Below are 26,654 nucleotides of genomic sequence, written 5' to 3' on the forward strand. Positions count from 1 at the left end.
TATTTTTCTGTGACAATAGTCCTGAATTTTTTATCGGTTGCGGATGACAAAATCGTAAGCATGGCGTAAGTCAATTCAATAGGACCCGGAACGTGCCTTCGATACAATGAACATAACATACGACAGGACCGATGACGGAAGGAAGATGGCCAATGAGGCTAACGGACGTTTCTACATACAATACACCCTTGCTGCGGCATGGCGGCATGCTTGTCTCCCTGCTTGCCCTTCTGGCCGTCCTTACCGGGTGTGCGGGGAAGGATAGCAGCGCGCAGGCTTTGCAAGCGTCATCTCCCATTCAGTACCAAGTGAATGCCGTCTGGGATGATGCCACCCATTCGCTTCATGCGACGACGGTGCTGCATTTTCGCAATGAATTCGATCAGGCCTTGAAGGAGCTGGTCTTCCATTGGTATGCCGACAGCTACCGCACTCCGGACACGCAGCCGGTTCATGAACGGAAGCTCAATCAGCATCTGGCATCCGAAGGGATACTGGGGGCCGCTCTGTCCGACCTGCCTGCCAGCGGCGGAGTCACCACCACCGCCGTAACGCTGGAGAACGGCCAGCCTCTGGAGTACGAGCATATCAATCAGTCCCTGACCGTACAACTGAAGCAGCCCCTTGCCCCGAACGGCTCCGTGTCTCTCCGCATCCGTTACGAGATACAGCTCCCGTACGGGGCCTGGCGGCTGGCCTACAACGAACAATTCGCCGGCGGCACCTATTGGACGCCGCAGCTTGCGGTATACAACCCGCTGCGCCATGCCTGGAACCGGGTGCCGAATTATCCCGGATACCCAAGCGATTATTTTTACGCGGCCGATTACGACGTTCATCTCCAGCTGCCTGCCTCCTGGATCGTCGTCACGACAGGACAGCAGTTGGAGCATCGCGTGCAAGACGGCGTGCAATCCACTCATATCCGCGCCAATGGCATCCGGCAGCTCGCGTTCTACGCCAGCCCGGACTATAACGAGACGAAACGGCCGCTCCCGGACGGGAGCTCCCTCGCGGTCTACACATTGGACGACGGGGAACGTCCGTCCGAACAATGGCTTGACGCCGCAGCCGATGCTATCGCGTTCTACTCCGATGCGATCGGGGAACTGCCGGCAAAGCATTGGGCATTCGTCGAAGCTCCATATGCCGGGATGAACGACAGCCTTGATGGCATCGTCCTGTTCGGCCGGGAAGAGAAGCTGAACGGTCCGCTCTCGCCCGACATGCTTCGCTTGATTGCGAAGCAGTGGTTCGGTTCCGCGATCGGCATCAATTCACGGACCGACGGATTCCTTAATGAGGGGATGTCCGAATTCGCCGCACGCTTTTATCGGCATCAGCGGCTGCAGGAGCCTTGGCCCTCCGCCTCGACAACCGATTACCGGGCACTCGCGCTCCCTGCGGCCCAGCTCGGGGAGGACGCCTTGACCATCTACCGCGACCGGGGCGCCGAGCTGCTCGCCGCCTGGACGCAGGACATCGGCACCGATGCCGTTCCCGTGCTCTGGAAGAGCTACTACAACCGCTATCAGGGGCAATTCGCGACTATCGAAGGCTTCCTCAATGTAGCAGAGGATGCGCTCGGGCCGGAGTCGCATGACCGGCTCTGGCAATTGCTGAACAATCCACCCTCATCATAAGAAGAAAGAAGCCACCCGTGGAATCGGGTGGCTTGCTTGTTTTAACCTTTATAACGCTTAATGAATTCTACCGCTTTGCGGATGTCGGTCTCCGGAGAATCGCCGACTTCGCGTTCGATGGTCAAGTAGCCGGTATAGCCGATATCAACCAAGGCTTGGAAATAAGCATCGAAGTCTACTTTGCCTTCGCCGAGCGGCACTTCCTTGAACGGCCCATCAGTCGCCATGTCCGCAATCTTCTCATGCGACATCGGCTCGAATCCGAGCATGCCGTAGACGAGGCGCGGATCGACTTCACGCAGACGGACACCGTCCTTGACGTGCGTATGAACGATATAATCCTTCAGCGTATGAACGCCTTGCACCGGATCGTCCCCCGTCACCATCACCATGTTCGCCGGGTCGAAGTTGACGGCGACCCCTTTTCCCGACAACGTATCCAGGAACGACTTCAGATGTGCCGCCGGCTCAGGACCGGTCTCAATCGCAAAATGCGCGCCCAGGCTGTTCGCGTATTGGCTCAGTTCTTCACAAGCCTGCTGCATCGCATAATAAATCTCGTTCTGCTCATGCGGCACGATGCCGATATGCGTCGTAACGACATTGGTTCCCATATCAAGCGCCAGATCGAGGATGCGCTTCGACTTCTCGATTTTGGCCGGATTCGCTTCCTTGTCCTGGAAGCCATGTCCGCCCAGATCACCGACCAACGCCGATATTTTCAAGCCGAGCGAATCGATATACTTCGCCAGTTCTTTGCGCGCATCCTTCGACAAATTATCCGGGTCCATCTCCCCGCTGACCGCATAGATTTGCACGCCGTCCGCGCCTACTTCCTTCGCCTTAGCCAGAGCTTCCCGAAGCGGAAGACGGAAGCTGTCCGTAATGACACCGATTGGATTCGTTAACAATGCCATGATGAATCACTCCTTAATCAAGTTTATGATGTTAATGCGCTCTTGCACATGTTCGGAATTCAATTTAGGAGGCTGAGTGGCCGGTCTAGCGGTTCGGGTAGCCCGTCCCTTTCCGCCGCTTGGCGGCATGCTTTTGGAAGAGGGCTACAAGCTCATCCTTCAGTTCGCCGACCATGAGCCCGCTGGCAATCTCCGCCACCGTCCAACCCGATTCAATCGCCCATGGTCCCCAGCCCATGTCGGACGGCGATCCGAATACTTCACCGAGCTCGACGTCATACGCCCGTGCCCAGGCGCCGTCGATGTCCGGATTCGCGCTGCTGAGCTGGGACTGGACCATGAAGTCCGAGCTCTCCTTCCATAAGTCAAGGAATATGCTGTCGCCAGTCACGAAGTAAGCCTGCATCCAAGCCATCGGCAGCCAGTTATTGGAATAGAGCAGGTCGACGACAGGATGCCCGTTCTCGGTGACAAGCGAGTTATCCCGCATCCCGTTCTCTTCCCACATCGGCGCCTTATAGCCTTCATCCCATTCCAGATAAGCGCCGCTCGGATGCTTGAAGCGCTGCAAATCCTCGGTTACCCGGTACAGCCACTCGCGATGCCGTTCATCCTGCGTCGACCAATAGAGCCAGCTTAGCGGCAGCACGAGGCGGCACAACTCCTGCGTCTGGCTCTGCTCCCGCACCGTATCCGGGTAGACGCTCATCAACGCCTCCAGCCCTTTGCGCCCGGCATCGAGGAACAGCCGGATGCCGGTGAGCTGGTACGCGAGCAGCAGCGCCGCGTAATAATAAGCGTTGTAATGCGCGCTCGGGAATTGGGACGGCTCGCTGCGCATTCTGTGCAGCTCCTCGGGATGGCGGTCGAATATCATATTATTCGTTCGCGACACCCGCATGCCATCCGATCCCGTCGTCTTCAGCAGGAAGTTGAGCGCCAGCAGACAGTCGTCCAGATGACGTTCGCTGCCCTCCACGAAGCACTGCCACATTTGCGGCAGAATGGCGCGCGACACGTCATCCTGATAACAGATGCTCCACGCCTCTGCGTTAAAACGCATCATGCCGGACCACGGGACATCCTCTTTGCACAAAAAGTACTGGAATATATAATCATGCAGGCGATTGGCAATGGCGAGGCTGCGCTCGTCGTTCGTCACCTTGTAATGCATGAAGTAGGCCATCGCCGTCTCGCCGATGCAATCGGCCCGCTGTTGGCGGCTCAGCCGCTGGCTGCCGTCACCGTAGATCTCGGTGCCCCAGCCCTCGTGCACCCCGGTGCGGCCTTCATCATACAGCACGCCCGACTGCTCGAACCAGCGGATGGCGCGTTCTGCGGCTTCTCTGTAGGAAGCCGCCCGCCTTCCGTCAGGACCGGTGCTGACGACCGGCTGCAGCGGAGACAGAGCCGCGACCTCGACCCGGCGATCCAGCAGCCAGCCGATGACAAAGGCGACGACATGCCGGATGCGCTGCAGCGGAGAATAGCGTGCGCGCAGCCACGGGCAGAGCCGGAAGCCGCAGACGAGCAGCGTATCCTGCTCGAACCAGAGCGCGCGGTCGGACACTTCCCCGAAGAAGGAATCGTCCAGCTCCACGCGATCATGCGCATGCACTCGCGCATACTGCAAAATCGGCACATCATGCAGGCACGCCCCAGCGAAGGGCCGCAGACGCAGGCCGCACTGGTCATCAAGCAGCGCGCCGAGCGGCAGCCCCGCCAGATCCGTCTCCTTGGAGCAATAGATGAGACGATGATAGCGCGTCGACTGCGGCGGCTCGCAATAAACGTGGCCGATGCTGGCCACATATTCCGCGAATATCCGCTTGCCGGCCGCAATCTGCCTCTCCAGCAGCACGCGCTGATGCGCGGGGAACAGAAGAGGAATCTCTTCCGTTCCGCCGAGCAGCGCAATCGCTTCATACGCATCCAGCACCCCTTCCCGCACCTCATCCGGATGCAGGACGGCCACATTCGGCTCAATCAGCCGAATCGCCTGCAACAAATCATTATCATTGCTGCGTGTTATTACAGCTAAAGCGGGGTATATGCCGTTCATGCTGTTCTTCCTCCCTCCCGCTTCTTCGCCATGGCATTAAGAGAAAACAATTTCGGTTCCCTTCGCGCTCGACTCGTAAATAGCGCAAAGGATTTTCATTAGTTCAACGCCGTCTTCCACCGGACAGATCGTCTCGGTGCGGCCGAGGCAGCAATCGATGAAATGATCGACTTCTTTTTGGAAACCCCGTTCGAAATCAAAGCTGAGGTGGTCGATTTGCGGCGTCATGTTCAAAATCGTATCATGCTTCTCTCCCATAATGAGCAGCTGCGGCTCGACTTCCGCGCCGCCCTTGTCCCCGAACAAGCGGACGCTGATCTCGTCCTGCTTCAAATGCAGCGCGAAGCTGACATCGACTGCGAGCGACGCTCCGTTCTCGAAGCGGATAAGCGCGTTGGCCATATCCTCGACCGTGTTCACGTTCGCGTCGTAATCCGCTGCCTGGTAGAAGGACAGATTCTCGATATGGTTCCGGTTGCCAAGACGGTTGTACGCATTGCCGCTGACCGATTTGACCTTCGGCTTGCCCATCAGATACCAGCACAGGTCGATGACATGGACGCCCAGGTCAATAAGCGGCCCGCCCCCGGAACGCTCCACATCGCTGAACCATCCGCCCGGATTGCCCAAGCGGCGCAGACAGGATGCCTTCGCATAGTAGATTTCGCCCAGGTCGCCGGCGTCGATGAATTTTTTCAGCACGCGGGTATTCATGCCATAGCGGCGGACATAGCCCACTTGAAGCGTTTTGCCGCTTTTCTTCTGCGCTTCTTGCACCGCCAGCGCCTGCTCCACCGTCTTGCAGAGCGGCTTCTCGACGAGGACATGCTTGCCCGCTTCCAGCGCGGCAATGGCAATCTCAGCGTGAGAATTGTTCCATGTGCAGATGCTGACCGCTTCTACGTCCGGATTCGCAAGCAGTTCATGATAATCCGTATAAATCTTCGCATCGGGAGCCCCGAATCGCGCCGCCTTCTCCTTCGCCCGATCCGCGTTCAGATCGCAGACCGCAATCAGCTCGACTTCATCGTTTTTTTGATATCCTCCAAAATGCATTTCCGAAATGGAACCTGCGCCAATGACGCCTACTTTGACTTTGCTCATGATGACCTTCCTCCCATAGATATGATAAGAAATGGTTGCTTAACTACTGCTATAAAATAATCGTATTATGACGCGTTTACACTTCAGACCAGATGCGCCGCGCATTTTCGATTCCGATTTTCGTGCCTCTGAGGCAATCTTCCATGCCCTCGAATTCGATACTGACATATCCGTCATAGCCCGCTTCCTTCACGGCGCGGATAATATCGTACATTGGCAGATCGCCTTGGCCCACGATAGCGCCGCGCAAGTAATTGCCGTGCAGCGAGCGGAACCAGCCTTCGCCCGGATTGCGGTCCGCCGGACGGATGTAGAAATCCTTCAGGTGAACCATCGACGCCAGCCCGATGTTGTTACGGACGGCATTCAGCGAATTCTCGTCCGCGCACGTGAAGTTGCCCACGTCCATCGTCGTGCGGAAGTTCTCGCGATCGACCGCCAGCACGAGACGCTTCACCCGTTCGCTTGCCTGAATGTAGAAGCCGTGGTTCTCCACGCTTGTCGTAATGCCGAAGCCCGCCGCATAGTCGGCGATTTGGCGGCATGCCTCCACGAGCGCCGGGAAATCCTGCTCGAAGTAGCTGACGTCGGTCTCCGGATAGGACCGCCATGCGACATCATGACGCATGCGCTTCACGCCGAGACGATGAGCCACGTCCACATGCGACTTGACGCGCGCCACTTCCTTGGCGAACGCTTCGTCGTCGAGTCCGGCGAAGTTCGCCCCGATGCAGTAATTGGACAATTCCAGCCCGGCCTCCGCCGCCTTCTCGCGAATGGCGTCCACCCGCTCGGGATGATTGGCCAGATCGAGATCCATATCCACGATCTCCGCATGATCGGCTCCCTGCGCCTTCATCCAGTCCAGCACGTCCAGTACCGTCATCCGTTTGTCCTGCAGCGCGGCATGCAAGCTGTAAATACTGACTCCTAATTTCACCCTGGCTCACTCCATTTCGTCTTGGTTCAACCGGATGCTCCCCGCCCTGCTGCTGCAAACGGTTACACTTCCGGCCGCTCCTCTCTCCTCTATTATAGAAAAGCCCGGGCAAAACACATTGAACAATAGTCCACAATTGTTGGACTTTCTTACACAAATAAACCCGGCAAGCCGGGGCTGCAGGGCAAATGCATAAATGAATACGTTCTTTTGGGCAGGGACGACACAGTGTGAAGTAAATAAATATTCAGCTCTAATCATCCCCTGGACTCTTACGAGCTCTATCCCATCGGCGCAGGAAGCGAACTGTTCATTCTCTCTTATGGACATTATCCCATCGACACAGGAAACGAACTGTTCGTTCTCTCTTATGACCAATATCCCATCGACACAGGAAGCGAACTGTTCGTTCTCTCTTATGACCAACTATCCCATCGACACAGGAAGCGAACTGTTCGTTCTCTCTTATGACCAACTATCCCATCCGTTCAGAAAGCTTGCATGCAGCAGTCTCCCTCTTGCGACCAGTATCCCCTTGGGACAGAAAAAAATTGACCTGACTTAATGGGATAATACTGATAAGGACATAAAAGGGTGTCAAACAAGCAGGCAGCGAATCTGAACCGATGGAGAGTTATAATGAACGTGAAAACAGCTCCGTATTTGCTTCATTTCGTAGGTTAAAATGGAAAGTAGGAAAACCACCATTTCAGAGCTACAAAGCAAAAGGAGCTGTTCATTATGAAGGATACCACAAAATACGTCGGTTTAGATGTCTCGAAAGAAAAAATTTCGGTCGCCACTGCGGAAGAAGGCAGAGAGCAGGCCCGCTATTGGGGAGAAATTCCCCATAAGCCGGAAGCTGTACGCAAACTAGTCAAGCAATTAGGTTTGCCATCGACACTGGAGGTTTGTTACGAAGCCGGACCTACAAGGTACGATCTGTACCGCTGGCTTACTTCAATGGGGGGTTCTTGCAGCGTCATTGCACCCTCGCTCATCCCGGCTCGTCCTGGTGACCATATTAAAACCGACAGACGGGATGCCCTAAGACTAGCCCAACTGCTTCGGGCCGGCGAATTAATTTCTGTCTTTGTTCCTTCTCGTGAAAATGAAGCTTTACGTGATTTGGTTCGAGCTAGGGAGGCCGCCCGTGAAGATCTGCATCGTGCCCGGCAGCGTGTCGTTCATTTCCTGCTCCGACACCAGATTCATCATCCACCTACCATGAAAACGCGATGGACAAAGACCTATGTTCAATGGTTAACCAGACTTACTTTTGAACGAAGTGCCGAGCAGGTTGTTTTTCAAGAATACTATCATACCATCGTGGAATGCGAGATGCGGTTAAAGCGACTGGAAGAGGCGATTGTCATGGAGGCGGCAGAGGGAGCGAATGCGTCCGTGATTCAGGCTTTGCAAGGACTCCGTGGAATTGGTCTAGTTAACGCGGTGACCATTGCAGCGGGAATTGGAAGCTTTGAGCGCTTCAAATCTCCCATGCAGCTTATGGCTTTTCTAGGTCTTGTTCCTCGGGAATACTCTTCGGATGAATCGAATCGGATAGGCAAGGGGCGATGCCCCCTGCACCCCCTCACTCGCCGTGTGACAGCTCCCCAGCCATGACTGGGGATGAAAAATAGTGTGGGTAAAAGGAGTCGTTTGTCAAGGGAAAGCACCTTGACAAACTTACGGAAAATGCATGTCTGAAATATTGGGCCCGAAGGCAAAGAGAAGGTATAAGGGAGAAATCCGCGTATTGTTCACTGCGTTAATAAGGCTGACGTATGTCCGCTTTATGAACACGCGAGGAGAGTTGACGGAAGCTCCCTTTGTCGCAGGTATAAAATGTGGTACCCAACCCACGGATAGCAGTGTGCCAGCCGACGACTAGCATTTTACCTTCGTGCCGAGTATTTGAGCGTTTCGAAGTGGAGTTGGACAGGTCACGTTCATAGCAGTAAACATAAGAGCCCGGAGACAAACCACTGCGCTGCCCCACCCGCCGGTTTCAACGCGAGGCGCTAACCGTCTTTAAGGCGCATCCGCCTTGGCTCCGGCCTGCTCCAGCAGCCGCGCGATCTCGGTGAATCCGCGGGATTGGGCATGGCTGAGCGCGCTCACCCCATCACGATCCGGGATGTTCACGTCCGCTCCATGCCGGATCAGCAGCTCCACCGCCCGCTGGTGCGGTTCCCCGCCGCTGCCCAGCACGACCGCCTCCATCAGGGCGGTCCAGCCGAGGTTGTTCACATGGTTCACATCCACATCCGACGACGTCAGCAAGTACTCGATGACGTCGAGATGCGCATGCTCCGCCGCCGGGATAAGCGCCGTTCCGCCGAAGCGGTTCGTCCGCTTCGTGTCGGCGCCCGCTTCGATCGTCAGCTTCAAAATATCGAGCAGTCCCTCCGCTCCCGCGTACAAATACGGGTTGTCCCGGTTATCCGCCTGGATATTGACATCCGCCCCCGCTCCAATCAGAAGGCGAACGACCTCCGTATGTCCGCCGAGCGTCGCCAGCATCGCCGGCGTGCGCCCGCTCCCGTCCTGGGCATTGACATCGGCGCCTTCCTTAATATATCGCCGGACTTCTTCCTCCTTGCCCTTCTTCGCCGCATCAAGCAGCGCGGCATTGCGGGCCTTCACTTCCCGGCTTCCGCTGTCCTTCCCCGGCTCGGCCTGAATATGGCCGCCTGCGGAGCGATCCTCCGCAGCGCCGCAGCCCGACGCCAACACGAGCGACAGGCAGAGCAATACTGCGCGCAGCATCATGAATCCTCCTCCTCGATCAGTCAATTATCTCGCTCTACTGTATCACGTCCCCATCGATACCTAAAATATTTTCATTGTTCGCGTTCCATATGATTCGGATCTGACGGGGCCCGCAGGCCCCGCCCGGCATCATTCCTCCGCCTCATGGACAATGCTCAAGCCTTCCACATGCTTGCGCTCCATCAGCTTCCGCTTCTTCCGGTTCTCTTTGGTCTCGAACACGATGTCCATATCATAATCTTCCGGATACAATTCCTTGCCTTCGATATACAACGACAGCCGCTTATGATTGATTTTGAACTTCTGCCGCTGGATTAACACCCCGACATTGCCCCGTGCATCCGCTGTCTCATATACGATTCCGGTCCGTCCCAGATACGAGATATAGACGCAATCGCCAATCTCCAGCGGACGGTCCCGCATCGCCTTCCCTGCAGCCGAATTCTCCGCTGCTCCGCTCTCAGGCGAAGCGGCCTCCTTAACAGACGCGGACGCCTCCGAGGCGGGCATCGGCCGGGACACCGATTCCGCTGGGGAATCGCCGGCATGCAGCCACGCGGCGTCATAGCCCGCCGTTGTCCCTGCTTCCGCATCCACGCGCAGCCCCGGCCCTTCCTCCCGGCGTGCCGCCAGTTCCTCCGACCGGCGGATCAGCTCCGGGTTCAGCCCGAGCTTCCGCGCGATGAGGAAGGCGTAGCTGCTGCCGGCTTCTCCGATGCAGAGCCGGTAGAGCGGCCGCAGCGTATCCGGATCGAACTCCATGCGCGCGTTGCGGAAGCCCGGCGTGACGCCGGCGAAATGCTTGATCTCGTTGTAATGAGTTGTCGCGATGACCATCGTCCCGCGCCGTGCCAGCTCCTCCAGCAGCGCGATCGACAGCGCGACCCCTTCTCCCGGATCGGTGCCCGACGCCATCTCGTCGATAAGCACGAGCGTCGCCCCGTCCGCATAGGTCAGCATGTCGATGACTCGCGTAATATGAGCCGAGAACGTGCTGAGCGACTGTTCCAGGCTCTGTCCGTCACCGATATCGGCCGCGATATGGCGGAACACCGGGAAGCTGCTTCCTTCCCCGGCAGGGACGAGCAAGCCGGACTGCACCATCAGGCACAGCAGCCCGACCGTCTTGAGCGCCACCGTCTTGCCTCCCGTGTTCGGCCCGGTGACGATCAAGGCCCGGTAACCCCGGCCGATCTGAATATCGAGCGGCACCGTGCCCCCGCCAAGCAGCGGGTGCTTCGCCTGCCGCAGATCGACCACGCCGTTCTCGTTCAGCCGGACCGGCTTCCCTTCGATCGATTGCGCGTACTTCCCCCGCGCGAACACATAATCATACCAGCCCACCGTCTCCGCATTGCGGCGCAATTCCTCGGCCCGCCCTTCGAGCATCTCAGTCAAATAGCTGAGGATCTTCGCCTCTTCCTTCCCTTCCTCGATACGAAGCATCGCCAGTTCCTGCTGCAGTACGGCCAGCTCCTGCGGCTCGACATAGACCGTCTGTCCGCTGGACGATTCGTCAACGACGCTGCCCTTGATCTGCTTCCGGTATTCCTTTTTGATCGGAAAAACATAGCGTCCGTTCCGCTGGCTGACAAGGCTGTCCTGCAGCAGTGAGCGGTACCGGTTCAACAAGGCGTCAATTTTGCCACGAATTTTGTCTTCGACGGCCATCAATTTGCGACGGACCTTATGCAATTCCTTACTCGCCTCGTCCCGAATCCGGCCGTGCGCAAGGCAGCGGTCAATCTCGGACGCCACCCCGTCCAGCGGATGCATCGACGCCGCATAGGCGGCTACCGTCGGAGCAATCCCCTCCTTGGCCCGCATATAGGCGATCAGCTGCGAGCAGCTGTGCAGGAACTGCCGCACATGCGCAATATCCTTCTCGCCGAAAAGATACCCCGATCCAAGCAGAGACAGCACCGTGTCCATCCCCTGCAAGGAAGGGATCGGGACGCTTGCCCCCTTGGCGAGCATTCGGGCCGCTTCTTCCGTCTCCAGCAGCGCGTGCTGCACCGCCTTCGCATCGGTGAGCGGCTTCATCTCCTCAATATGCCGCTGCCCGGCATAGGAGAGGGCATACTTCATTACCTCCTGCTTCACGCGTCCATATTCCAGGCGCTCCAGCATGTTTTCATCCATTGGTCTGTACTCCTTCTCATTTCTTCATCCAATACAGATGTCCGCAGACGACAAAAAAGGCAGAAGAATGCGCAATTATCGCATCTTCTGCCTTCAGTCATAACGTATCGCGACCCGACGCTCCCCGGTTCGGTCCGGGCAGCGCAACCAGGTGCCAGGATCTGAAGCGCGCGCCATAGGCATGCGTCTCCCTTCACCTGAACACAAAAAAACCGTGCTCTAACAACAGCACGGATTGGTATCGCCTGCAAGACGTTACTCTCGGCTTTCAATGAATATCCGCTGTTCTTAACTAATTCCGGAAGCCTGAAGCACACATGCTCAAATAAACGTCCCGCAAGACGCCATTTTTGAACCCGTGCAATGCTTCCTTATAGAATTGATTAGTTAAGAACGACCGCCGACATTAACATCTCTCCCTGTAAATGGATGACTTCATCGTAAACGATGGCGCTCGCAAAGTCAAGAATGGCTCCAGGCTCCCCAGAGCCGCTGACTGAGTCCGGTTCTCCCGTCAGCCCGGGATTGATAATTGATATCCTGCCGGCTGAAGTGATATGAAGCGTCTTACTCCAGCCGCCCGGGCGCCTTCTTCTTGTACTGAGAGGGAGACAGACCGGTATGACGCTTGAATATCCGCGAGAAATAAGCCAGATCGTTAAACCCGACGCCGAAGCAGATTTCCGTAATCGACATATCGGATTCCAGCAGACAATCGACCGCTTTTCGCACCCGCAGATCAATCAAATAATCATTGAAGGTCTTACCGGTGAAGCGCTTGAACAAATAGCAAAAATACGTTTTCGACAAGCTGAACTCGCGGCACAGCCGCTCCAGCCTCAGCTCTTCGGCGTAGTGAAGATGAATATACTCGGTGACGGAGGTAATCACGTCCCGGTATTTCTCCACCCGATCGTCCTCTTCGCTTGTCTTGTCGGCCGGCTTCGTATACTCGCGGATAATAATCGCCAGCAGCCGAAGCAGATCAGCCTTCAGCACCAGCTCGTAATAACGGCGGGTATGCTGATACTCCTCCAGCATCTCCTGCAGCAGCCGCCCTACCTGGATATCGGTATCACCCGTCAAGGCCACCTTCGGCGTCGACTGCTTCTCATCCATCAGGAACTGCTCCAGATAGGAAAAGTCAACGCCCCGCTCGCCGTCGCGCTCCGCCGGATCAAGGACGAAATGCGGCAAAAATTCGCAGCCGATGATCTCAACCTCTTGCCCGGCGACCATCTCGACCCGATGGACCGCGAACGGCGGGATAATGAATAAATTCCCTTTGACCATATGATAACTGTGATGGTTAATCGTATGCTTGAACTCGCCTTTCAGCACGTACCAGATCTGAATGTAGTCATGAGTATGATCCCAGATGTTGCCGATCGACTGATCCAACCGGTACACCTTGCAAGGAAGATGGGCCTGCAGCTCCTGCTCCGAACGAAATTCGATGACGCCGCGCGCCTCAGCCTCGCTGTCATGACCGCGCCTGCCGTCATGTGACATGTACATCACCCTGTCTGTCCATTTAAGAGGTTGTTCACAAAGTCCGCTTTTGCTATTCAAGAAGTAACCTAGGGAAGAAAACCGATCTTATTGAACGCGGTTTCTGATTGCCGGTCATCTCTTATTGTACAACGGTTGTATGAGTTTGCCCATCATCGATTGCAATTCGTCCATTATCTGTAGAAATGATTACCTCAGCTTAGGAACGGGAAGCTGTCGTGGAAGCGGCCCGGTCAACGGAATCCGGAAGCCGGTTCGGCGTGCGGCTGAGCAGATAGACGAGCGGGAGCCCGAGCAAGGTCAATCCGACGCTAAGCAGGTTGATATCATTGATGCTCATCGTGTATGCCGTATCGTGCAGCTGCGACGGATCGGCGATGATGCCGTTGAGCCCGGCCACATGCGTAATGGTGCGCGAAGCCAACAGCGAGGTGAACAGGCTGATGGACAATGACGCCAGCCCTTGCCGCAGCCAGCTGTTAATCGAAGAACCGTAGCCGGACAGCTCTCGCGGAATCGCCGTCATTCCCGCATTTGTCGCCGGCGTGTTCGCCAGGGCGATGCCGACGTTGCGCACAGCCATCCAGGCCGTAATATACCAATGCGGCGAATCGAGATAAAGCCGGCTCATCGCAAAGGTGGCGACAGCCATCAGCAGAAGCCCGACGGTAATCATGCGAACCGGCCCGAAGCGGTCGTACCAGCGCCCGGTGAAGGGCATGACGAAGGCCATCAGTGCGGATGCCGGCAGCAGGACAAGACCCGAGGTCAGCGTCGAAGCGCCCTGAACCTTCTGCAGGAAGAGCGGCGTCAGCAGCGCTCCGGCATACAAGCTTATCGTGAAGATGCACACGAGCATCATGCTGACCGTGTACCGTTTGTACATGAACAGCCGGAAATCGAGCAGCGGCTTCTCCTGACGCAGGGAATGGCGGACAAAGAAGGCGATAATGACCGTCCCGCCGAGCAGGAGCCCCATCGTCTTCCCTGACAGCCATCCCCAGGCGGAGCTGTTGCCGAAGGCCAGCAGCAGCGCCAGGCTTCCGGCAACGACGCTGACGAATCCGATCTTGTCAAAATGCCCCTGTCGGTCCAGCCGGTAATACGGAATGAACCTCGCTACGGCAAGCAGCGCCACCGCCCCGATCGGCACATTGAGCCAGAACAGCCAATGCCAGTCGCCCACGTGCACGATGAAGCCGGCCAGCGTCGGCCCGACGGCCGGAGCGAGCATCGCCGACAAGCCCCACAGGCTGATTGCGGTCGCCTGCCGCTCCTTCGGAACGGCCTGATAGACGATCGACATCGTCGTCGGCATAATAATCCCGGTGAACGCGCCCTGCAGTACGCGGAACGCAATCAAGCTCCATTCGCTCCATGACAGAGCGCACAGAATGGAGCAGAGAACGAAGCCTCCCAGGGCGATCATATAAAGCCGCTTGGTGCTGAAGCGGTTGCCGAAATAACCGACCACAGGCGCAATGACGCCCGTCGCCAGCATAAACCCGGTTAACACCCATTGAATCGTCTGGAGCTCCGCGTGAAAATGATCCATCAGCACGGGAAGCGCGATATTGATCGTGTTGGTGCTCAGTACAGCCAAAAAATTGCCAAAGAAAATGGCGAACATGATACTCCAAAAGGAGCGGTTCGTCATCGTTTCTCCGTCTCCCATCCTTCCACAGCCTTTCTCATTTGCCTATATCGCAGAAAAACACATCACATGCGATAAGATTTGCAGACAGCCTATGCGCATTCATGCGGCCGCTCCCGGTATGAGCGCCTGAGGCTCTTCCTCCAAAATTGTAAAGGCGGGATAGTTGTAATGTCAATATTGACATATGCAATTATTAAACCATCCCCCAGCTGAATAACCGCAGAACAGGCCTGGCTTGAGTGCTCGACCCGCCAAAACGCAAAAAGGCCCGCAGCCTGATCGGCGATCCGGCTGCGGGCTCCAGGCCGCGTTACGTGGCGGAACGGGTGGAATCGGCCTGAACGCCGTTCTTCCGCGACTTGCGCTCCGTGAGGTTCCATCGTTTCTGGAGGATGGCGAGCAGCACATCCGCGACGATGGCGAGCAGCGCCGCCGGGATCGCCCCGGCGTAAATGCGCAGCGGGTTCTGCGAATTGATGCCGGCATAGATTTCCCGGCCTAATCCGTCCCCGCCGACGATAGGCGCAATCGTCGCGACCCCGATCGCGATGACGGCCGCGATGCGCAGCCCGGTCAGCATATACGTCAGCGCCAGCGGGAACCGCACCTTGAAGAGCAGCTGCAGCGGGCTCATGCCGACGCCGCGGCCGGCTTCGACATAGCTCGAATTGACCTGCTTCAGCCCGACGTACGTATTGCGCACGATCGGGTTGAGCGAGTACAGGAGCAGGCCGACGACGACCGTCTTCGTGCCGAGCCCGAACGCGAGCATCAGCAGCACGAGCAAGGCCAGACTCGGGATGACCTGCAGCGTGCTCGTCACCGCGAGAATGAGCTTGGACAAGCCTTTGTACCGGGCGCACAGCACGCCGAGCGGAACGCCGATGACGAAGGCCAGGCCGACGCCGGTGAGCACCATGATAATATGGGTCACGAAATATTCCCATAATAAATCCGTATTGCGGCCCATATAAGCGAGCAAATCCGCAATTGTCCATTCATAGCTTCCCATAGCGGGCCTCCTTTCTACTGAAGCAATCCGACTCGTTTTAAATAATTGACGGCCACTTCCCGTTCACTTTTCTTTTCGACATCCACTTCATAGTTCAGATCGATCATCGTCTTCTCGTCCAAGGTTCCCACAAGCAGGCCGAGCACCTCCTTCAAGTCCGGATGCGCCTCCAGCACATCATTGCGCACCACCGTCGAAGCGTCATACGGCGGGAAAAACTGCTTGTCATCCTGCAGCGTCTTCAATTGGTAAGCCTTCAGACGCGAATCGGTGGAATAAGCAAGCACAATATCGACCTGTTTGTTCGCCACCGCCTCGTATACGAGGCTTTGCTCCATCGGGAACTCCTTACCGAACCGGAAGCCGTACTCATCCTGGAAGCCCTTGTATCCGTCCAGTCCCCGCTCAAGCCAGGTCGTATCGACGCCAAGCCGCAGAGTGCCGGCATCCTTCTGCACATCGGATATTTTCTGATATCCCCGCTCCTCCGCCAGATCGCTGCGCACGGTGAAGGCATACGTATTCTCGAAGCCGAGCGGATCGAACCATGTAAAATCAAAATATTGATCGAAGCCCTCCTGGGCCTGCTTCAATACCTCATCCCGCTGCTTCGTCTCGACGACCGGGAAATGGTTGTTGAAGATTTCGCCCGTATAGAGCGTGGCAATCTGAAGCTCGTTCTTCTTCATCGAGTTAATGACGATGCCGCTCGCCGCCAGATCTGGCAGCACCTTGGCCTTCAGGTCGGTGCGGTCTTCAATAAGCGCCTTGTACATTTCGGCCAATATTTTCGCCTCGGAATAGGTCTGCGTCCCTATAACGAGCCGATTGTCCAGCCCGCAGGAAGACAGCAATATCGTCAACGCCAGCAGGGCAATCGCGATGCCCGCCGGCCGTGTTCGTCCAGTCATACCGAATCCTCCTCCTTCATTCACACAAGTCCCGGACCGTACACCCCGTTACGGACGGCAAATTAAGCAGACAAGCTGCTCGTCCGTCCAAAACGGCGTGTAAGTGCTTTTTCCAATAGCCCGAGCAGTCCGTCGATGACAAACGCGAGCACGATGGCTCCGACGGCTCCGGTAACGATCAGCTCCGGCTTGTTGACGCCCATGCCCGATACGATCAGCTGTCCCAGACCCCCGGCCCCGATCAAGGCGGCGAGCGTCGCCCAACTGATAATATAGACCGTCGTCACGCGCACGCCGGACATAATATAAGGCAAGGCCAGCGGAAGCTGAATGCGCACAATCCGCTGGAACGTTCCATAGCCCATGCCGCGGGCCGATTCCAGCACGCTGTGGTCCACAGATTCGAAGCCATCGTATGTATTGCGCAGGATCGGCATAATCGAATAGAGGAACAAAGCGAAGATGGCCGGCTTCATGCCGATGCCCATCAGCGGAATCATAATGGCCAGCAGCGCCAGACTCGGCACGGTCTGCAGCAGATTGGCAACGAAGAAAACGATGCTGTTCAGCCAGGAAAAGGTGTTGTAGATAAGCGCGATGCCGAGCGGAATCGCAACGAGGCACCCAATCAGCACCGAGGCGGCCGAGATGACCATATGTTCAGTCAGCGCTGTGGCGATGTCGCTTCCCCGCTCTTGCAGAAATGTCCACCATCCATCCATCGGTTACGCCTCCTCTCTGAACGTATTCGGCGCGCTCTCCACGATCGAAGGATAGACGTCCGCCAAATGCTTCACGATGCTGCCACGGGTAATCAAGCCGATGAACTTGCCGTTCTCATCGACGACCGCCAAAATCGTAAGCCGATTGTCGCTCATGATCTGCACCGCTTCCGGCAGCGGCGTTCCCGGCCGGACGAAGTAGCCGATCGGCCGCATCACATCCTTCACCCGCTTGTTCTCCTCGCCGTATTGGTCCAGCACCTTATAAATGGAGACGATGCCCTGCAGCTTGTCGTCACGGTCGACGATGAACAGCGAGTCCACCTTGCGGCTCTCCATCAGCTTGATCGCTTCCGCCAGCCCCCGGTTCGGATACGCCGTGACCGGCTTCGGCACCATCACTTCATCCACGACCGGAATATCGAAGCCGGCCGCTCCTTCCAGGCGCTTCTGCCCGATGAACGTGCGGACGAAATCATTGGCCGGGTGCCGAAGTATGTATTCCGGCGATCCGGTCTGCACGACCTCGCCATCCTTCATCAGCACGATCGTATCCGCGATTTTGATCGCCTCATCCATATCATGGGTAACGAAAATAATCGTCTTGTTCAGCTCCTGCTGCAGCCGGATCAGCTCATCCTGCAGCTGCTCCCTGCTGATCGGATCGAGCGCGCTGAACGGTTCGTCCATCAAGATGATGTCCGGATCGGCGGCGAAGGCGCGGATGACGCCAATGCGCTGCTGCTGCCCTCCGCTCAGCTCGGAAGGATAGCGATCGCGGTATACTTCCGGATCGAGGTGAACGAGCCGCAGCAGTTCATCCACCCGTTGTTCGGTCTTGGCTTTATCCCATTTCTTCAATTGCGGGACGACGGCAACATTTTTGCCGATGGTCATGTGGGGGAATAATCCGATGTTTTGAATGACGTAGCCGATATTGCGCCGGAGCTCCACAGCGTTCTGCTCCGAAATATCTCGGCCGTTAATGAGGATTTTTCCGCTTGAAGGGGTCATCAGACGGTTAATCATTTTCATAGTGGTCGATTTGCCGCATCCGCTCGGTCCGATCAGGACGGTGAGCTCGCCCTTCTTGAATTCCAGATTGATGTCTTTCAACGCGTGAAAGCCACCTTCGTACACCTTATTCACTTGTTGGAATTGGATCATGCACCATCACCTCTTTTTTATAAAAAATATTGATAGAAGCTGTTGACCCCTGCGGGTGCTGCCAAGTATGTAGATGAATCCGGCCGGCCTGAAATGGGGAGCAGTTATTTGTTATGTGTACGCGAATCAGCACAAGGAATAGAACGCGCGATCGCTGATAGCGCATTTACACATAAGCATACTTTATAATTACACCGATCCTGACCATATGAAACAAAAGACTTAGGTTTCGACAAAAAACAGGACTGTTGGTCTTCATTATCTGCAATTTTTGGATTCTTATGTTTACCAAAAAAACCGTCCTTGTCCGGGGATCCGCAACAAAAAAAGGCCCCGCGCCCTAACGGCGCGTGACCTTGGTCCAAAATCCTCCGTGAAGCTGTGTCGGCTCGGAGGTGACGATAAATGCCTTCGGTTCGATCTCCAAAATCGATTGTTGGAGCATCCCGCGGTTCTTCCGCTTCGCCAGCACCTCAAGCATGAGCCGATGTCCGTCCCGGCCGCTGCCGATCCAGGAGGTGACGCCGAAGCCATGATCCCGCAGATAATTCGGCAGCGGGCTGTCCGGATTGTTGACGATGACCTTGAATACGACATAGCCGAGCGCAATTTTGTCCTCGATCCAGGAGCCGACCAGCACCCCGATGCCATACCCGACGGCGTACACGATCAAGCTGACCGGTTCATCCAAATATTTGAGCACCATGTTCAGACCAAGCACATAGATGATAATCTCGACCGTACTGATCGAGGCGGCCAAATACCGCTGTCCCTTCAAGGTCAAGATCATGCGCAGCGTGAAAAAAGAAACATAGACGATTTGTATCGTGAAAATGGCGATGAGAATCGTAAACATGCGTAATCCTTTCCTTCCGCCGATGCAATTGCAACGCGAGTAATAAATATCTATACCCTTCTACGCCTTTCCGGAAACGCAGGCACAAAAAGAAGGACCCCGGCAGGCAGCCAGACTCCCTTGATTGTAATCTCTTTACAGCCGCAACACAAGCGGCTTCCTGGCGGACGGCCCTTGCCAATTCAAGGGTTCGGGCAACCGAATCCCCACTGTGCCGTTAGCCGGAGGCATCCATCTCCTTGCCTGCCGTTCTTCCCGTCGCTTTGCCCATCCTTCCATGCACCTTGCTCGTCCTTCCATGCGCCTGGCGCGTCCTTCCATGCTCCCTGCGCGTCTTTCCCCCCGTCATGCCCGTCTTCCGTTCCGGCACGCTCGGATCACGTACCTTCTATCGGTCCCGTTCCGCTTGAACAGACCTACCTTCTGTCCAGCCTTCGGCCCATCCACCCGCTAATAATCGGGACAGCCCACTCGACATGCTCGATCATGATCATATGGCCCGCGTTGGCGACGACTGCCATATCCTTCTCTGTCGTGGCCAGACAGCGTCCACAACATCAAGCACATCCTCCAAAAGCTATGCCTGGGAACGAGGAAAAGAGGAGGGTGCTTACCCCTTACGACCACTCTCCCATCGGGTCAGAATCCGGGAGGCACGATACATTGAGCGAAACACCACATCGGAAAAGCGCGATACATCAGGAAGCACGATACATCAGAAGAGCACCGGAGCGCTATACATCGGGAGAAGACGACTTATCGCGAGAGCAAAATACTTGGGGTAGAAGCACTTTTTGAGCAGGACAGCTTCTGAGTAAAAGGGAGAGTACTCCAAAGAGGCCGAGCCCCCTGTCCAGGCCCCATTAAGCGTACGCAAAAAGCCCGGCACCTGCATCGCAAGCGCCGGACGGTCCGCTATCGAGCGGCCATACGGCAGGAGGCAGCATTGCTGCCCCCCTCAATGTCAGGACTGGGTTCCGCAATCCGCAGTATACGATAGATCCGCTCCATGTCCAAGTGGCTGCGAGCCCGATCCGCCAGGCGGTCAAAGGCGGCCTCCCGCTGGGCGGCAAAGTTCAACTCGACGGGCAGAGGCGCAAGTCCTTTCGCCTCGCGGAGCCTGTTTAACCATCCCCTGCGGAAGGCGTCATTATGGAACAAGCCATGCAGATAGGTACCCATGACGCGTCCATTCGGATGCAGCAGGCCGTCATGACCGGTGCAACCCGCATCTGCCTCGTCCGCAGCCCGCAGCTCCAGCAGCGGTTCAGCCGCGATATCCGCCGCCGTCGGCAGCGAACGGCCCATATGAATCTCATAGCCTTCCATCGGGCAAGCTTCAAGCGGCGTCCCACGCAGTCCGGAGGCGATGACCGTTCCCCGCACGCGCTCCGTTCGCTTGTCGGCGGCGAACACCGTCTCCATCGCCAGCAGCCCCAAGCCATCCATGACCGCACCCGCTTCGTCCTCCGCTCCGTGCGGATCGCGCAGACGCTCGCCCAACATTTGATATCCCCCGCAAATGCCCGTCACGACCCCGTCCTTCGCATAAGATACCAATGCGTCGGCCAGCCCGTTCTCCTGCAGCCATTGCAGATCGGCCATCGTGCTCTTCGTCCCCGGAATAATGATGGCATCCGGCGTGCCCAGCTCTTCCGGCCGCCGAATATAACGGATGCGCACATCACGCTCCGCGGCCAGCGGATCGATGTCGGTAAAGTTGGAGATGCGCGGCAAGCCCACGACCGCAATATCCAGGTCGTTCTCCGGGAGCACCTTCCCCTTCCACTGCTCCAACGCGACCGAATCCTCCGCTTCAATGTCCAGATCGTCGGCATAAGGCAGCACGCCGATTACCGGAATGCCGGTGCGCTCTTCGAGCCAGTCGAGTCCGGGCTGCAGCAGCGTGACGTCGCCGCGGAATTTGTTGATGATGAATCCTTGAACCCGCTCCCGCTCATGCGGCTCCAGCAGCTCCAAGGTGCCCACGATAGAAGCGAACACGCCGCCGCGATCGATGTCCGCCACGAGCAGGACTGGAGCCTCCGCCCAGGCAGCCATGTTCATATTGACGATATCATTCTGCTTCAGATTGATTTCGGCCGGGCTGCCCGCTCCCTCCATAACGACAATATCGTAGGCGGCGCGCAGCCGGTTCACCGCGTCCACCACGGTCCGCTTCGCTTCGGGCAGGAAGCCTGAACGGTAATCGCGGGCGCTCAGGTTCTTATAAGGCTTGCCGTGGACGACGACCTGCGAATGCATGTCCTTCGTCGGCTTGAGCAGCACCGGATTCATATCCGTCGTCGCCGCGATGCCGCAAGCTTCCGCCTGCACGCCCTGTGCGCGCCCAATCTCCTTGCCGTCCGGCGTCACATACGAATTGAGCGCCATATTTTGCGACTTGAACGGGGCTACCCGATACCCGTCCTGCTTGAATATGCGGCATAGCGCCGTCGTCACGACGCTCTTGCCGACATCGGAGGCGGTTCCTTGGAGCATGATCGTCCGCCCCTGCGGCCGTCCTTCCGTCTCCTTCGCCTGTTCCGCGCCTTGCCCGGCGCCGGATTTCTCGCTCATATCCTTCATCCTTTCCCGGTTGCCGCCAGGAGAAGCAGCAGCAAGCCGACAACCTCCGTCCATTCGTTAATCGCACCGTACGTATCTCCGGTCAGCCCGCCCAGCTTGCGCGACAAGTATTGGATCGGCAAGCAGGCCCCCGCCGTGCACAGCAGCGGCGCAGCGACGCTCATCACCATCGCGGCGTCCGAGGACGAGAGACCCAGCCCCGTGAGCGCGCTTAGGCTCGTTCCGGCATCTGCCATTCCCGATGCTGCAACGGCCAGAGCGGCAAGCGCGAAGCCGAGAAGATAGGCGATCGTGACATGCCCGGCCTTCACGCCAAGGAAATACCCGCCGAGTCCCTCTTCCGGGCGCGCCTGAGGCTTGCTCGCCAGCGCCAATACCATCGCGACACGCGACCAGATGAACGGAACGACAACCCAGCCGTTCCATAAGCCCAGCTCCATCAGAGAGACGAGGAACGTCCATTTGAGCAGCAGCAGCAGAACGCATGCGATCACGCCCATCGCGCCGGAGCGGCTGTCCTTCATAATCTCGAGCATCCGCTCGCGGGAACGCGAGCTGAGCACGCCGTCGGCCGTGTCCATCCAGCCGTCCATATGAAGCCCGCCCTGCAGCGCAACGGCCAGGGTAAGCGTCAGCGCGGCCGCCGGGAAGACGGGAAGCAGATGCAGCAATCCCCAGCCGACCGCCCAGACCAGCCCGCCGATGCAGAAGCCCGCCAGCGGAAAGAAGAAGGTGCTTCGCTTCAGCACCTCGTTCGTGAACGGCACCGAGAACGGAACCGGGATCCGGGTCAGAAATTGCATCGCCGCAACGAGTCCTTGCCATGTCTCCTTCATAGCCGCACCTCCCGGCTCTTCAGCTCGATCGGTATGCCTGCGGTCACGAGATACACTTCATCCGCCTTCCCGGCGATGCGCTGGTTCAAGCGGCCGGCCGCGTCGCGGAATATCCGGCCGAGCTTGTAGACGGGAACGATGCTGTCCCCGACCTCGTTCGTAACCATCACTAGGGTTCCGCGGAAGCGGCTCGCTTCCTCCGCCAGCCGTTCGATGCGCGCCTCCAGATAGCGCTCGGCTTCCGGGCCCTCTCCCCACTGCCGCTCGGCCTGAAGCAGCTCGTTCGACAGCCAGAGCGTCAGGCAGTCGATAAGCACGGCCGGGCCTTCATCCGCAGCTTCTGCGTCCAGGCTGGTGCGGGCGAGCCATTCCGGCAGCCGGAGCGGCTCGTTCACCGTCATCCAGCCGTAGCCCGATTGCTCCCGGTCTGACTGGTGGCGGCGAATCCGCTCGCGCATCTCGTCATCATGGGCTTCCGCGGTCGCGACATAGATGCCCCCATCCGGGATGCGCTTCATGAACAGCCGCTCCGCGAAGCCGCTCTTGCCGCTGCGTGCGCCGCCCGTTACGAGGACAAGCTTATATCCTTCGGCAGCCGTACCGGTCATGCTTGTCCCTCGCTATCGTCCGTGTCTTTATTGGATACGCCTGCTTGAGCGAAGGTGGCCATCTCTTGCATAATGCGCAGCGAAGCATCGATAATCGAGAACATCAGAGCGCCGCCCGTTCCTTCGCCGAGGCGCATATTCAAGTGCAGGCCCGGCTTCAGGCCAAGCTCGGCCAGCAAGGCGGCATGACCGCGCTCTTCGGACAGATGCGAACCGATCAGATAAGGCTGCGCCGCCGGAGCGAGCCGCACCGCCGCCAGCGCCGCCGCGCTGGAGATGAAGCCGTCGACGACGACCGGGAGGCGATGGGCCGCCGCGCCGAGAATGACGCCGGTCAATCCTGCGATCTCGAGTCCGCCAACCTTCGCGAGCACATCCAGCGCATCGTTGCGATCGGGCTGGTTCACCTCGAGCGCCTGGCGTACGACGTTGCATTTATGCGCCCACTGCGCATCGCCGATGCCGGTTCCCCGGCCGACGGCCTCTTCCGGAGCAAGTCCGGTCAAGGCACACAGAATAGCGGCGCTTGGCGTCGTGTTGCCGATGCCCATTTCCCCGGTAGAGAACATGCGAATGCCGGCCTGGACGCACTCGTTCACTGTATCGACGCCGGCCAGAATCGCCGCCACCGCCTCTTCCCGGGTCATCGCCGGACCTTGGGCCATATTGCCGGTTCCGCGGCGCACCTTGCGCGATTGCAGCTGCGGATGGCTCAAATCCGCGTTGACGCCGACATCAACGCAGATGACCTCGGCTCCGGCCTGCCGCGCCAGCACATTGACGGCCGCGCCGCCGGCAAGGAAGTTCATGACCATCTGTGGAGTCACTTCGGCCGTGAAGGCGCTGATCCCTTCCGCGCATACGCCATGATCGCCCGCCATGACAATAATCGCCTTTTGCTTGAATTCCGGTGTGACCGTTCCCGTAATGCCGGCCAACTGAACCGCAAGCTCCTCCAGCAGACCGAGGCTTCCCGGCGGCTTCGTCAGCTGATTCTGATGCGCAGCGGCCGCCTCCATCGCCGTATTGTCAAGGGCAGGAATCCGCCCGATTACTTCGCTAAGCCGTTCATTCATCACATTCATCGCATTCATCTCATTCATCTCCGTTTTCCCATTGTTGGTTGCTAGTTGTCATTGCCATTGATGTTCATCCCAATTACAGAAATGATTCTTTTCCTGCGTATTCGTCATTCCATCTCCCGCCATGCCGTGGAAGCGGCCCGCTTCCCGTTCACGGCTTCCACTTCCTTCCGCGCCTCTTTGATCCCCGCCTCCTATTCCGCGTCCGTGTGGGCCGGACACATCAGCAGCTGCGGACGGCCGTTCCCCGGATGCGGCACGATGGCGGCGCGGGTATCGAAGTAGCGCGCGATGACATCCGGCGACATCATCTCTTCCGGAGAACCATCGGCTGCGATGCGCCCCTCATGCACGACGACGAGCCGGTCGCAATACAGCGCCGCCAGGTTCAGATCATGCAGCACCGAGACGACCGTCAAGCCGCAGTCCTGCTGCCAGTCGCGGACGACATCCATGAACTGCACCTGATACCGGATGTCCAGATAGGTCGTCGGCTCATCCAGCAGCACGATAGACGGCGATTGGGCCATCAGCTTCGCCAGGGCGACCCGCTGGCGCTGGCCGCCGCTGAGCCGGTCGATCGGCCGCTCCTCCAATTCCGTCAGCTGCAGCCGCTCCATAATCGAATCGATATAGGGTCCGCTGTCCTCCGTCTCCGAGCCGAACCAGGACTGATACGGGAAGCGGCCCATCTCGACAACCTCGCGGACCGAGTACCCAATCGGCGGAAGCGACTCCTGGAGCAGGACCGCCATCGTTTGCGACAGCGCTTTGCGCGTGTAGGATCGCAGGGAGCGCCCCTTCAGCTCGATGCGCCCGCCGGCAGGAGAATCGGCGCCGGACAGCAGCGAGAGCAGCGTTGACTTGCCGCTGCCGTTCGGGCCGATGATGCCGACCCATTCTCCGGCGCGGACAGTCAAGGAGACGTCGTTCAGCACCGAGCGGCTGCCGTAGCTTTTGCTGATATGCTCGGCCTGAAGAATCGGCTCTCCCGGGCGGACCTGTCCGGATGATGCCCCCGGCTTCGCGGTGAATTCCCGATGCGCAGCTCCCGTCCTCATGACCATCTCCTCCGTTTCGACCGTTTATTTCGGATGAGCAAATACGCGAAGAACGGAGCGCCGATGAAGGCCGTCACCACTCCGAGCGGTATCTCAGTCGGCGCCAGGGCCGTCCGTGCAATCGTATCCGCCCACATGACATAGATCGCTCCGCCCACAGCCGAGAACGGCACGAGCAGGCGATAGTCGGGGCCGACCAGCAGCCGAATCATATGCGGGACGACGAGCCCGACGAAGCCGATAACTCCCGATACGGATACGGCCGCCGCCGTAATGAACGTCGACACGAGCAGAACGACCCACTTCGTGCGCTCGACATTGAGCCCGAGATGAGACGCCTGCCGCTCTCCGAGGGCCAGCAGATTCAGCGGGCGGGCATAGGCGATCAGGGCGATGAGCCCGATCGCCATATACGGCGCCAGGACTGCCGAATAAGACCAGCCCCGCAGCGCCAGGCTTCCCATGACCCAGTATAGAATCTCGTTGATCGTCTGCTTCGACATCGCAACGAGGAAGGAGACGATCGAGCCGAGGAACGCCTGCGTGACGACCCCGGCCAGAATCAGCGTCTCGATCGGGATTTTGCCGTCTTCCCTGGCCAGGCGCATGACGGCCAACAGCGTAAGCGTGCCGGTTATGAAGGCGACGATTGGAACCGTCCACTGACCGAGCAGCGCATATTGCAGACCGAAGTAGATCAGGAACGCGGCACCGACGGAGGCTCCGGAAGACACGCCCAGGGTGTACGGATCCGCCAGCGGATTGCGCAGCACGCCCTGGAAGCCCGTCCCCGCCAGCCCCAGCGACGCGCCGACGAGCATCGCGAGCACGACTCGCGGGAAGCGGACCTTCATCATAATGGTCGCGGAAGCGTCATCCCAGGTGACGGGTATGAGCGATTCCAGCCCGGGAACGTGATGCAGCAATATTTTCGCAATCTCTCCCATCGGCATCTTCACCGACCCGACGGACAGACAACCTACAATAGATAAAAGGAGCAGCGCCAACATCGCTACTCCAAAGCCAAACCCTTTTTTCATCGATATGTCCATCCCATC

22 protein-coding genes are annotated in these 26,654 nt (G+C 57.9%); 2 read left to right on the forward strand and 20 right to left on the reverse strand.

Annotation, left to right across the window (positions count from 1 at the left end):
• The first annotated feature begins 152 nt into the window (after positions 1 to 152).
• Entirely contained in the window at positions 153 to 1,643 is a 1,491-nt protein-coding gene (locus NNL35_RS27345; protein ID WP_006676536.1) for a gluzincin family metallopeptidase, read from the forward strand.
• Between the two features lie 41 nt (positions 1,644 to 1,684).
• Here the strand turns inward: NNL35_RS27345 and NNL35_RS27350 are convergent, their stop codons facing one another.
• The 4 genes from NNL35_RS27350 to NNL35_RS27365 form a co-directional block, all read right to left on the reverse strand.
• Entirely contained in the window at positions 1,685 to 2,560 is an 876-nt protein-coding gene (locus NNL35_RS27350) for a sugar phosphate isomerase/epimerase family protein (RefSeq protein WP_006676535.1), read from the reverse strand.
• Between the two features lie 85 nt (positions 2,561 to 2,645).
• Positions 2,646 to 4,622 (reverse strand): hypothetical protein, encoded by a 1,977-nt coding sequence (locus NNL35_RS27355; protein WP_006676534.1) that lies wholly within the window; start codon positions 4,620 to 4,622, stop codon positions 2,646 to 2,648.
• A gap of 36 nt (positions 4,623 to 4,658) precedes the next feature.
• Positions 4,659 to 5,726: a Gfo/Idh/MocA family protein gene (locus NNL35_RS27360; protein ID WP_006676533.1), complete on the reverse strand. Its 1,068-nt coding sequence runs from the start codon at positions 5,724 to 5,726 to the stop codon at positions 4,659 to 4,661.
• Between the two features lie 76 nt (positions 5,727 to 5,802).
• A complete protein-coding gene (locus NNL35_RS27365) occupies positions 5,803 to 6,666 on the reverse strand; it encodes a sugar phosphate isomerase/epimerase family protein (RefSeq protein WP_040730975.1) in 864 nt (287 codons plus the stop codon).
• Between the two features lie 741 nt (positions 6,667 to 7,407).
• Here NNL35_RS27365 and NNL35_RS27370 point away from each other — a divergent pair.
• Positions 7,408 to 8,292: an IS110 family RNA-guided transposase gene (locus NNL35_RS27370; RefSeq protein WP_254553922.1), complete on the forward strand. Its 885-nt coding sequence runs from the start codon at positions 7,408 to 7,410 to the stop codon at positions 8,290 to 8,292.
• A gap of 408 nt (positions 8,293 to 8,700) precedes the next feature.
• Here the strand turns inward: NNL35_RS27370 and NNL35_RS27375 are convergent, their stop codons facing one another.
• From NNL35_RS27375 to NNL35_RS27445, 16 genes are all read right to left on the reverse strand, one after another.
• Positions 8,701 to 9,441 carry an ankyrin repeat domain-containing protein gene (locus NNL35_RS27375; protein ID WP_006678114.1) on the reverse strand — a complete coding sequence of 247 codons (741 nt, stop codon included), beginning with the start codon at positions 9,439 to 9,441 and terminating at the stop codon, positions 8,701 to 8,703.
• Positions 9,442 to 9,570: 129 nt separating this feature from the next.
• A complete protein-coding gene (locus NNL35_RS27380; protein WP_006678113.1) occupies positions 9,571 to 11,583 on the reverse strand; it encodes an endonuclease MutS2 in 2,013 nt (670 codons plus the stop codon).
• 567 nt (positions 11,584 to 12,150) lie between these two features.
• A complete protein-coding gene (locus NNL35_RS27385) occupies positions 12,151 to 13,095 on the reverse strand; it encodes an AraC family transcriptional regulator (RefSeq protein ID WP_006678112.1) in 945 nt (314 codons plus the stop codon).
• A 199-nt stretch (positions 13,096 to 13,294) separates the two neighbouring features.
• Positions 13,295 to 14,752, reverse strand: a complete 1,458-nt coding sequence (locus tag NNL35_RS27390) for an MDR family MFS transporter (RefSeq protein ID WP_006678111.1) — start codon at positions 14,750 to 14,752, stop codon at positions 13,295 to 13,297.
• Positions 14,753 to 15,062: 310 nt separating this feature from the next.
• A complete protein-coding gene (locus NNL35_RS27395; RefSeq protein ID WP_006678110.1) occupies positions 15,063 to 15,764 on the reverse strand; it encodes an ABC transporter permease in 702 nt (233 codons plus the stop codon).
• Between the two features lie 14 nt (positions 15,765 to 15,778).
• Positions 15,779 to 16,675 (reverse strand): glycine betaine ABC transporter substrate-binding protein, encoded by an 897-nt coding sequence (locus NNL35_RS27400; protein ID WP_006678109.1) that lies wholly within the window; start codon positions 16,673 to 16,675, stop codon positions 15,779 to 15,781.
• Positions 16,676 to 16,737: 62 nt separating this feature from the next.
• Positions 16,738 to 17,397, reverse strand: coding sequence for an ABC transporter permease (locus NNL35_RS27405; RefSeq protein ID WP_006678108.1), 660 nt, complete (start codon positions 17,395 to 17,397; stop codon positions 16,738 to 16,740).
• Between the two features lie 3 nt (positions 17,398 to 17,400).
• Positions 17,401 to 18,564 (reverse strand): ABC transporter ATP-binding protein, encoded by a 1,164-nt coding sequence (locus NNL35_RS27410; RefSeq protein ID WP_006678107.1) that lies wholly within the window; start codon positions 18,562 to 18,564, stop codon positions 17,401 to 17,403.
• A 340-nt stretch (positions 18,565 to 18,904) separates the two neighbouring features.
• Complete coding sequence (locus NNL35_RS27415; RefSeq protein WP_006678106.1) at positions 18,905 to 19,420, reverse strand: DUF2179 domain-containing protein; 516 nt, start codon at positions 19,418 to 19,420, stop codon at positions 18,905 to 18,907.
• 217 nt (positions 19,421 to 19,637) lie between these two features.
• Entirely contained in the window at positions 19,638 to 19,769 is a 132-nt protein-coding gene (locus NNL35_RS30485; protein ID WP_274380416.1) for a hypothetical protein, read from the reverse strand.
• Between the two features lie 566 nt (positions 19,770 to 20,335).
• A complete protein-coding gene (locus tag NNL35_RS27420; protein WP_006678105.1) occupies positions 20,336 to 22,000 on the reverse strand; it encodes a cobyric acid synthase in 1,665 nt (554 codons plus the stop codon).
• Between the two features lie 5 nt (positions 22,001 to 22,005).
• Entirely contained in the window at positions 22,006 to 22,845 is an 840-nt protein-coding gene (gene cobS, locus NNL35_RS27425; protein ID WP_006678104.1) for an adenosylcobinamide-GDP ribazoletransferase, read from the reverse strand.
• Positions 22,842 to 23,453: a bifunctional adenosylcobinamide kinase/adenosylcobinamide-phosphate guanylyltransferase gene (gene cobU, locus NNL35_RS27430; RefSeq protein WP_006678103.1), complete on the reverse strand. Its 612-nt coding sequence runs from the start codon at positions 23,451 to 23,453 to the stop codon at positions 22,842 to 22,844. The genes cobS and cobU overlap by 4 nt, the downstream gene beginning before the upstream one ends.
• Positions 23,450 to 24,529, reverse strand: coding sequence for a nicotinate-nucleotide--dimethylbenzimidazole phosphoribosyltransferase (gene cobT, locus NNL35_RS27435; protein ID WP_040732250.1), 1,080 nt, complete (start codon positions 24,527 to 24,529; stop codon positions 23,450 to 23,452). Before cobT ends, cobU begins: the two co-directional genes overlap by 4 nt.
• Before the next feature lie 200 nt (positions 24,530 to 24,729).
• Complete coding sequence (locus NNL35_RS27440) at positions 24,730 to 25,596, reverse strand: ABC transporter ATP-binding protein (protein WP_006678101.1); 867 nt, start codon at positions 25,594 to 25,596, stop codon at positions 24,730 to 24,732.
• Positions 25,593 to 26,636 (reverse strand): FecCD family ABC transporter permease, encoded by a 1,044-nt coding sequence (locus NNL35_RS27445; RefSeq protein ID WP_006678100.1) that lies wholly within the window; start codon positions 26,634 to 26,636, stop codon positions 25,593 to 25,595. Before NNL35_RS27445 ends, NNL35_RS27440 begins: the two co-directional genes overlap by 4 nt.
• Between the last annotated feature and the right edge of the window lie 18 nt (positions 26,637 to 26,654).

It is taken from the genome of Paenibacillus dendritiformis (assembly GCF_945605565.1).
Lineage (GTDB): Bacteria > Bacillota > Bacilli > Paenibacillales > Paenibacillaceae > Paenibacillus_B > Paenibacillus_B dendritiformis_A.

Coding starts and splice junctions, on each gene's coding strand:
- NNL35_RS27390 (WP_006678111.1), bottom strand. CDS start 14,752: ATGACGAACCGCTCCTTTTGGAGTATCATGTTCGCCATTTTCTTTGGC.
- NNL35_RS27445 (WP_006678100.1), bottom strand. CDS start 26,636: ATGAAAAAAGGGTTTGGCTTTGGAGTAGCGATGTTGGCGCTGCTCCTT.
- NNL35_RS27410 (WP_006678107.1), bottom strand. CDS start 18,564: ATGATCCAATTCCAACAAGTGAATAAGGTGTACGAAGGTGGCTTTCAC.
- NNL35_RS27380 (WP_006678113.1), bottom strand. CDS start 11,583: ATGGATGAAAACATGCTGGAGCGCCTGGAATATGGACGCGTGAAGCAG.
- NNL35_RS27375 (WP_006678114.1), bottom strand. CDS start 9,441: ATGATGCTGCGCGCAGTATTGCTCTGCCTGTCGCTCGTGTTGGCGTCG.
- NNL35_RS27420 (WP_006678105.1), bottom strand. CDS start 22,000: ATGAGCGAGAAATCCGGCGCCGGGCAAGGCGCGGAACAGGCGAAGGAG.
- NNL35_RS27405 (WP_006678108.1), bottom strand. CDS start 17,397: ATGGATGGATGGTGGACATTTCTGCAAGAGCGGGGAAGCGACATCGCC.
- cobT (WP_040732250.1), bottom strand. CDS start 24,529: ATGAATGAACGGCTTAGCGAAGTAATCGGGCGGATTCCTGCCCTTGAC.
- NNL35_RS27415 (WP_006678106.1), bottom strand. CDS start 19,420: ATGTTTACGATTCTCATCGCCATTTTCACGATACAAATCGTCTATGTT.
- NNL35_RS27370 (WP_254553922.1), top strand. CDS start 7,408: ATGAAGGATACCACAAAATACGTCGGTTTAGATGTCTCGAAAGAAAAA.
- NNL35_RS27400 (WP_006678109.1), bottom strand. CDS start 16,675: ATGACTGGACGAACACGGCCGGCGGGCATCGCGATTGCCCTGCTGGCG.
- NNL35_RS27440 (WP_006678101.1), bottom strand. CDS start 25,596: ATGAGGACGGGAGCTGCGCATCGGGAATTCACCGCGAAGCCGGGGGCA.
- cobS (WP_006678104.1), bottom strand. CDS start 22,845: ATGAAGGAGACATGGCAAGGACTCGTTGCGGCGATGCAATTTCTGACC.
- cobU (WP_006678103.1), bottom strand. CDS start 23,453: ATGACCGGTACGGCTGCCGAAGGATATAAGCTTGTCCTCGTAACGGGC.
- NNL35_RS27395 (WP_006678110.1), bottom strand. CDS start 15,764: ATGGGAAGCTATGAATGGACAATTGCGGATTTGCTCGCTTATATGGGC.
- NNL35_RS27385 (WP_006678112.1), bottom strand. CDS start 13,095: ATGTCACATGACGGCAGGCGCGGTCATGACAGCGAGGCTGAGGCGCGC.
- NNL35_RS30485 (WP_274380416.1), bottom strand. CDS start 19,769: ATGACGGGGGGAAAGACGCGCAGGGAGCATGGAAGGACGCGCCAGGCG.
- NNL35_RS27355 (WP_006676534.1), bottom strand. CDS start 4,622: ATGAACGGCATATACCCCGCTTTAGCTGTAATAACACGCAGCAATGAT.
- NNL35_RS27345 (WP_006676536.1), top strand. CDS start 153: ATGAGGCTAACGGACGTTTCTACATACAATACACCCTTGCTGCGGCAT.
- NNL35_RS27350 (WP_006676535.1), bottom strand. CDS start 2,560: ATGGCATTGTTAACGAATCCAATCGGTGTCATTACGGACAGCTTCCGT.
- NNL35_RS27360 (WP_006676533.1), bottom strand. CDS start 5,726: ATGAGCAAAGTCAAAGTAGGCGTCATTGGCGCAGGTTCCATTTCGGAA.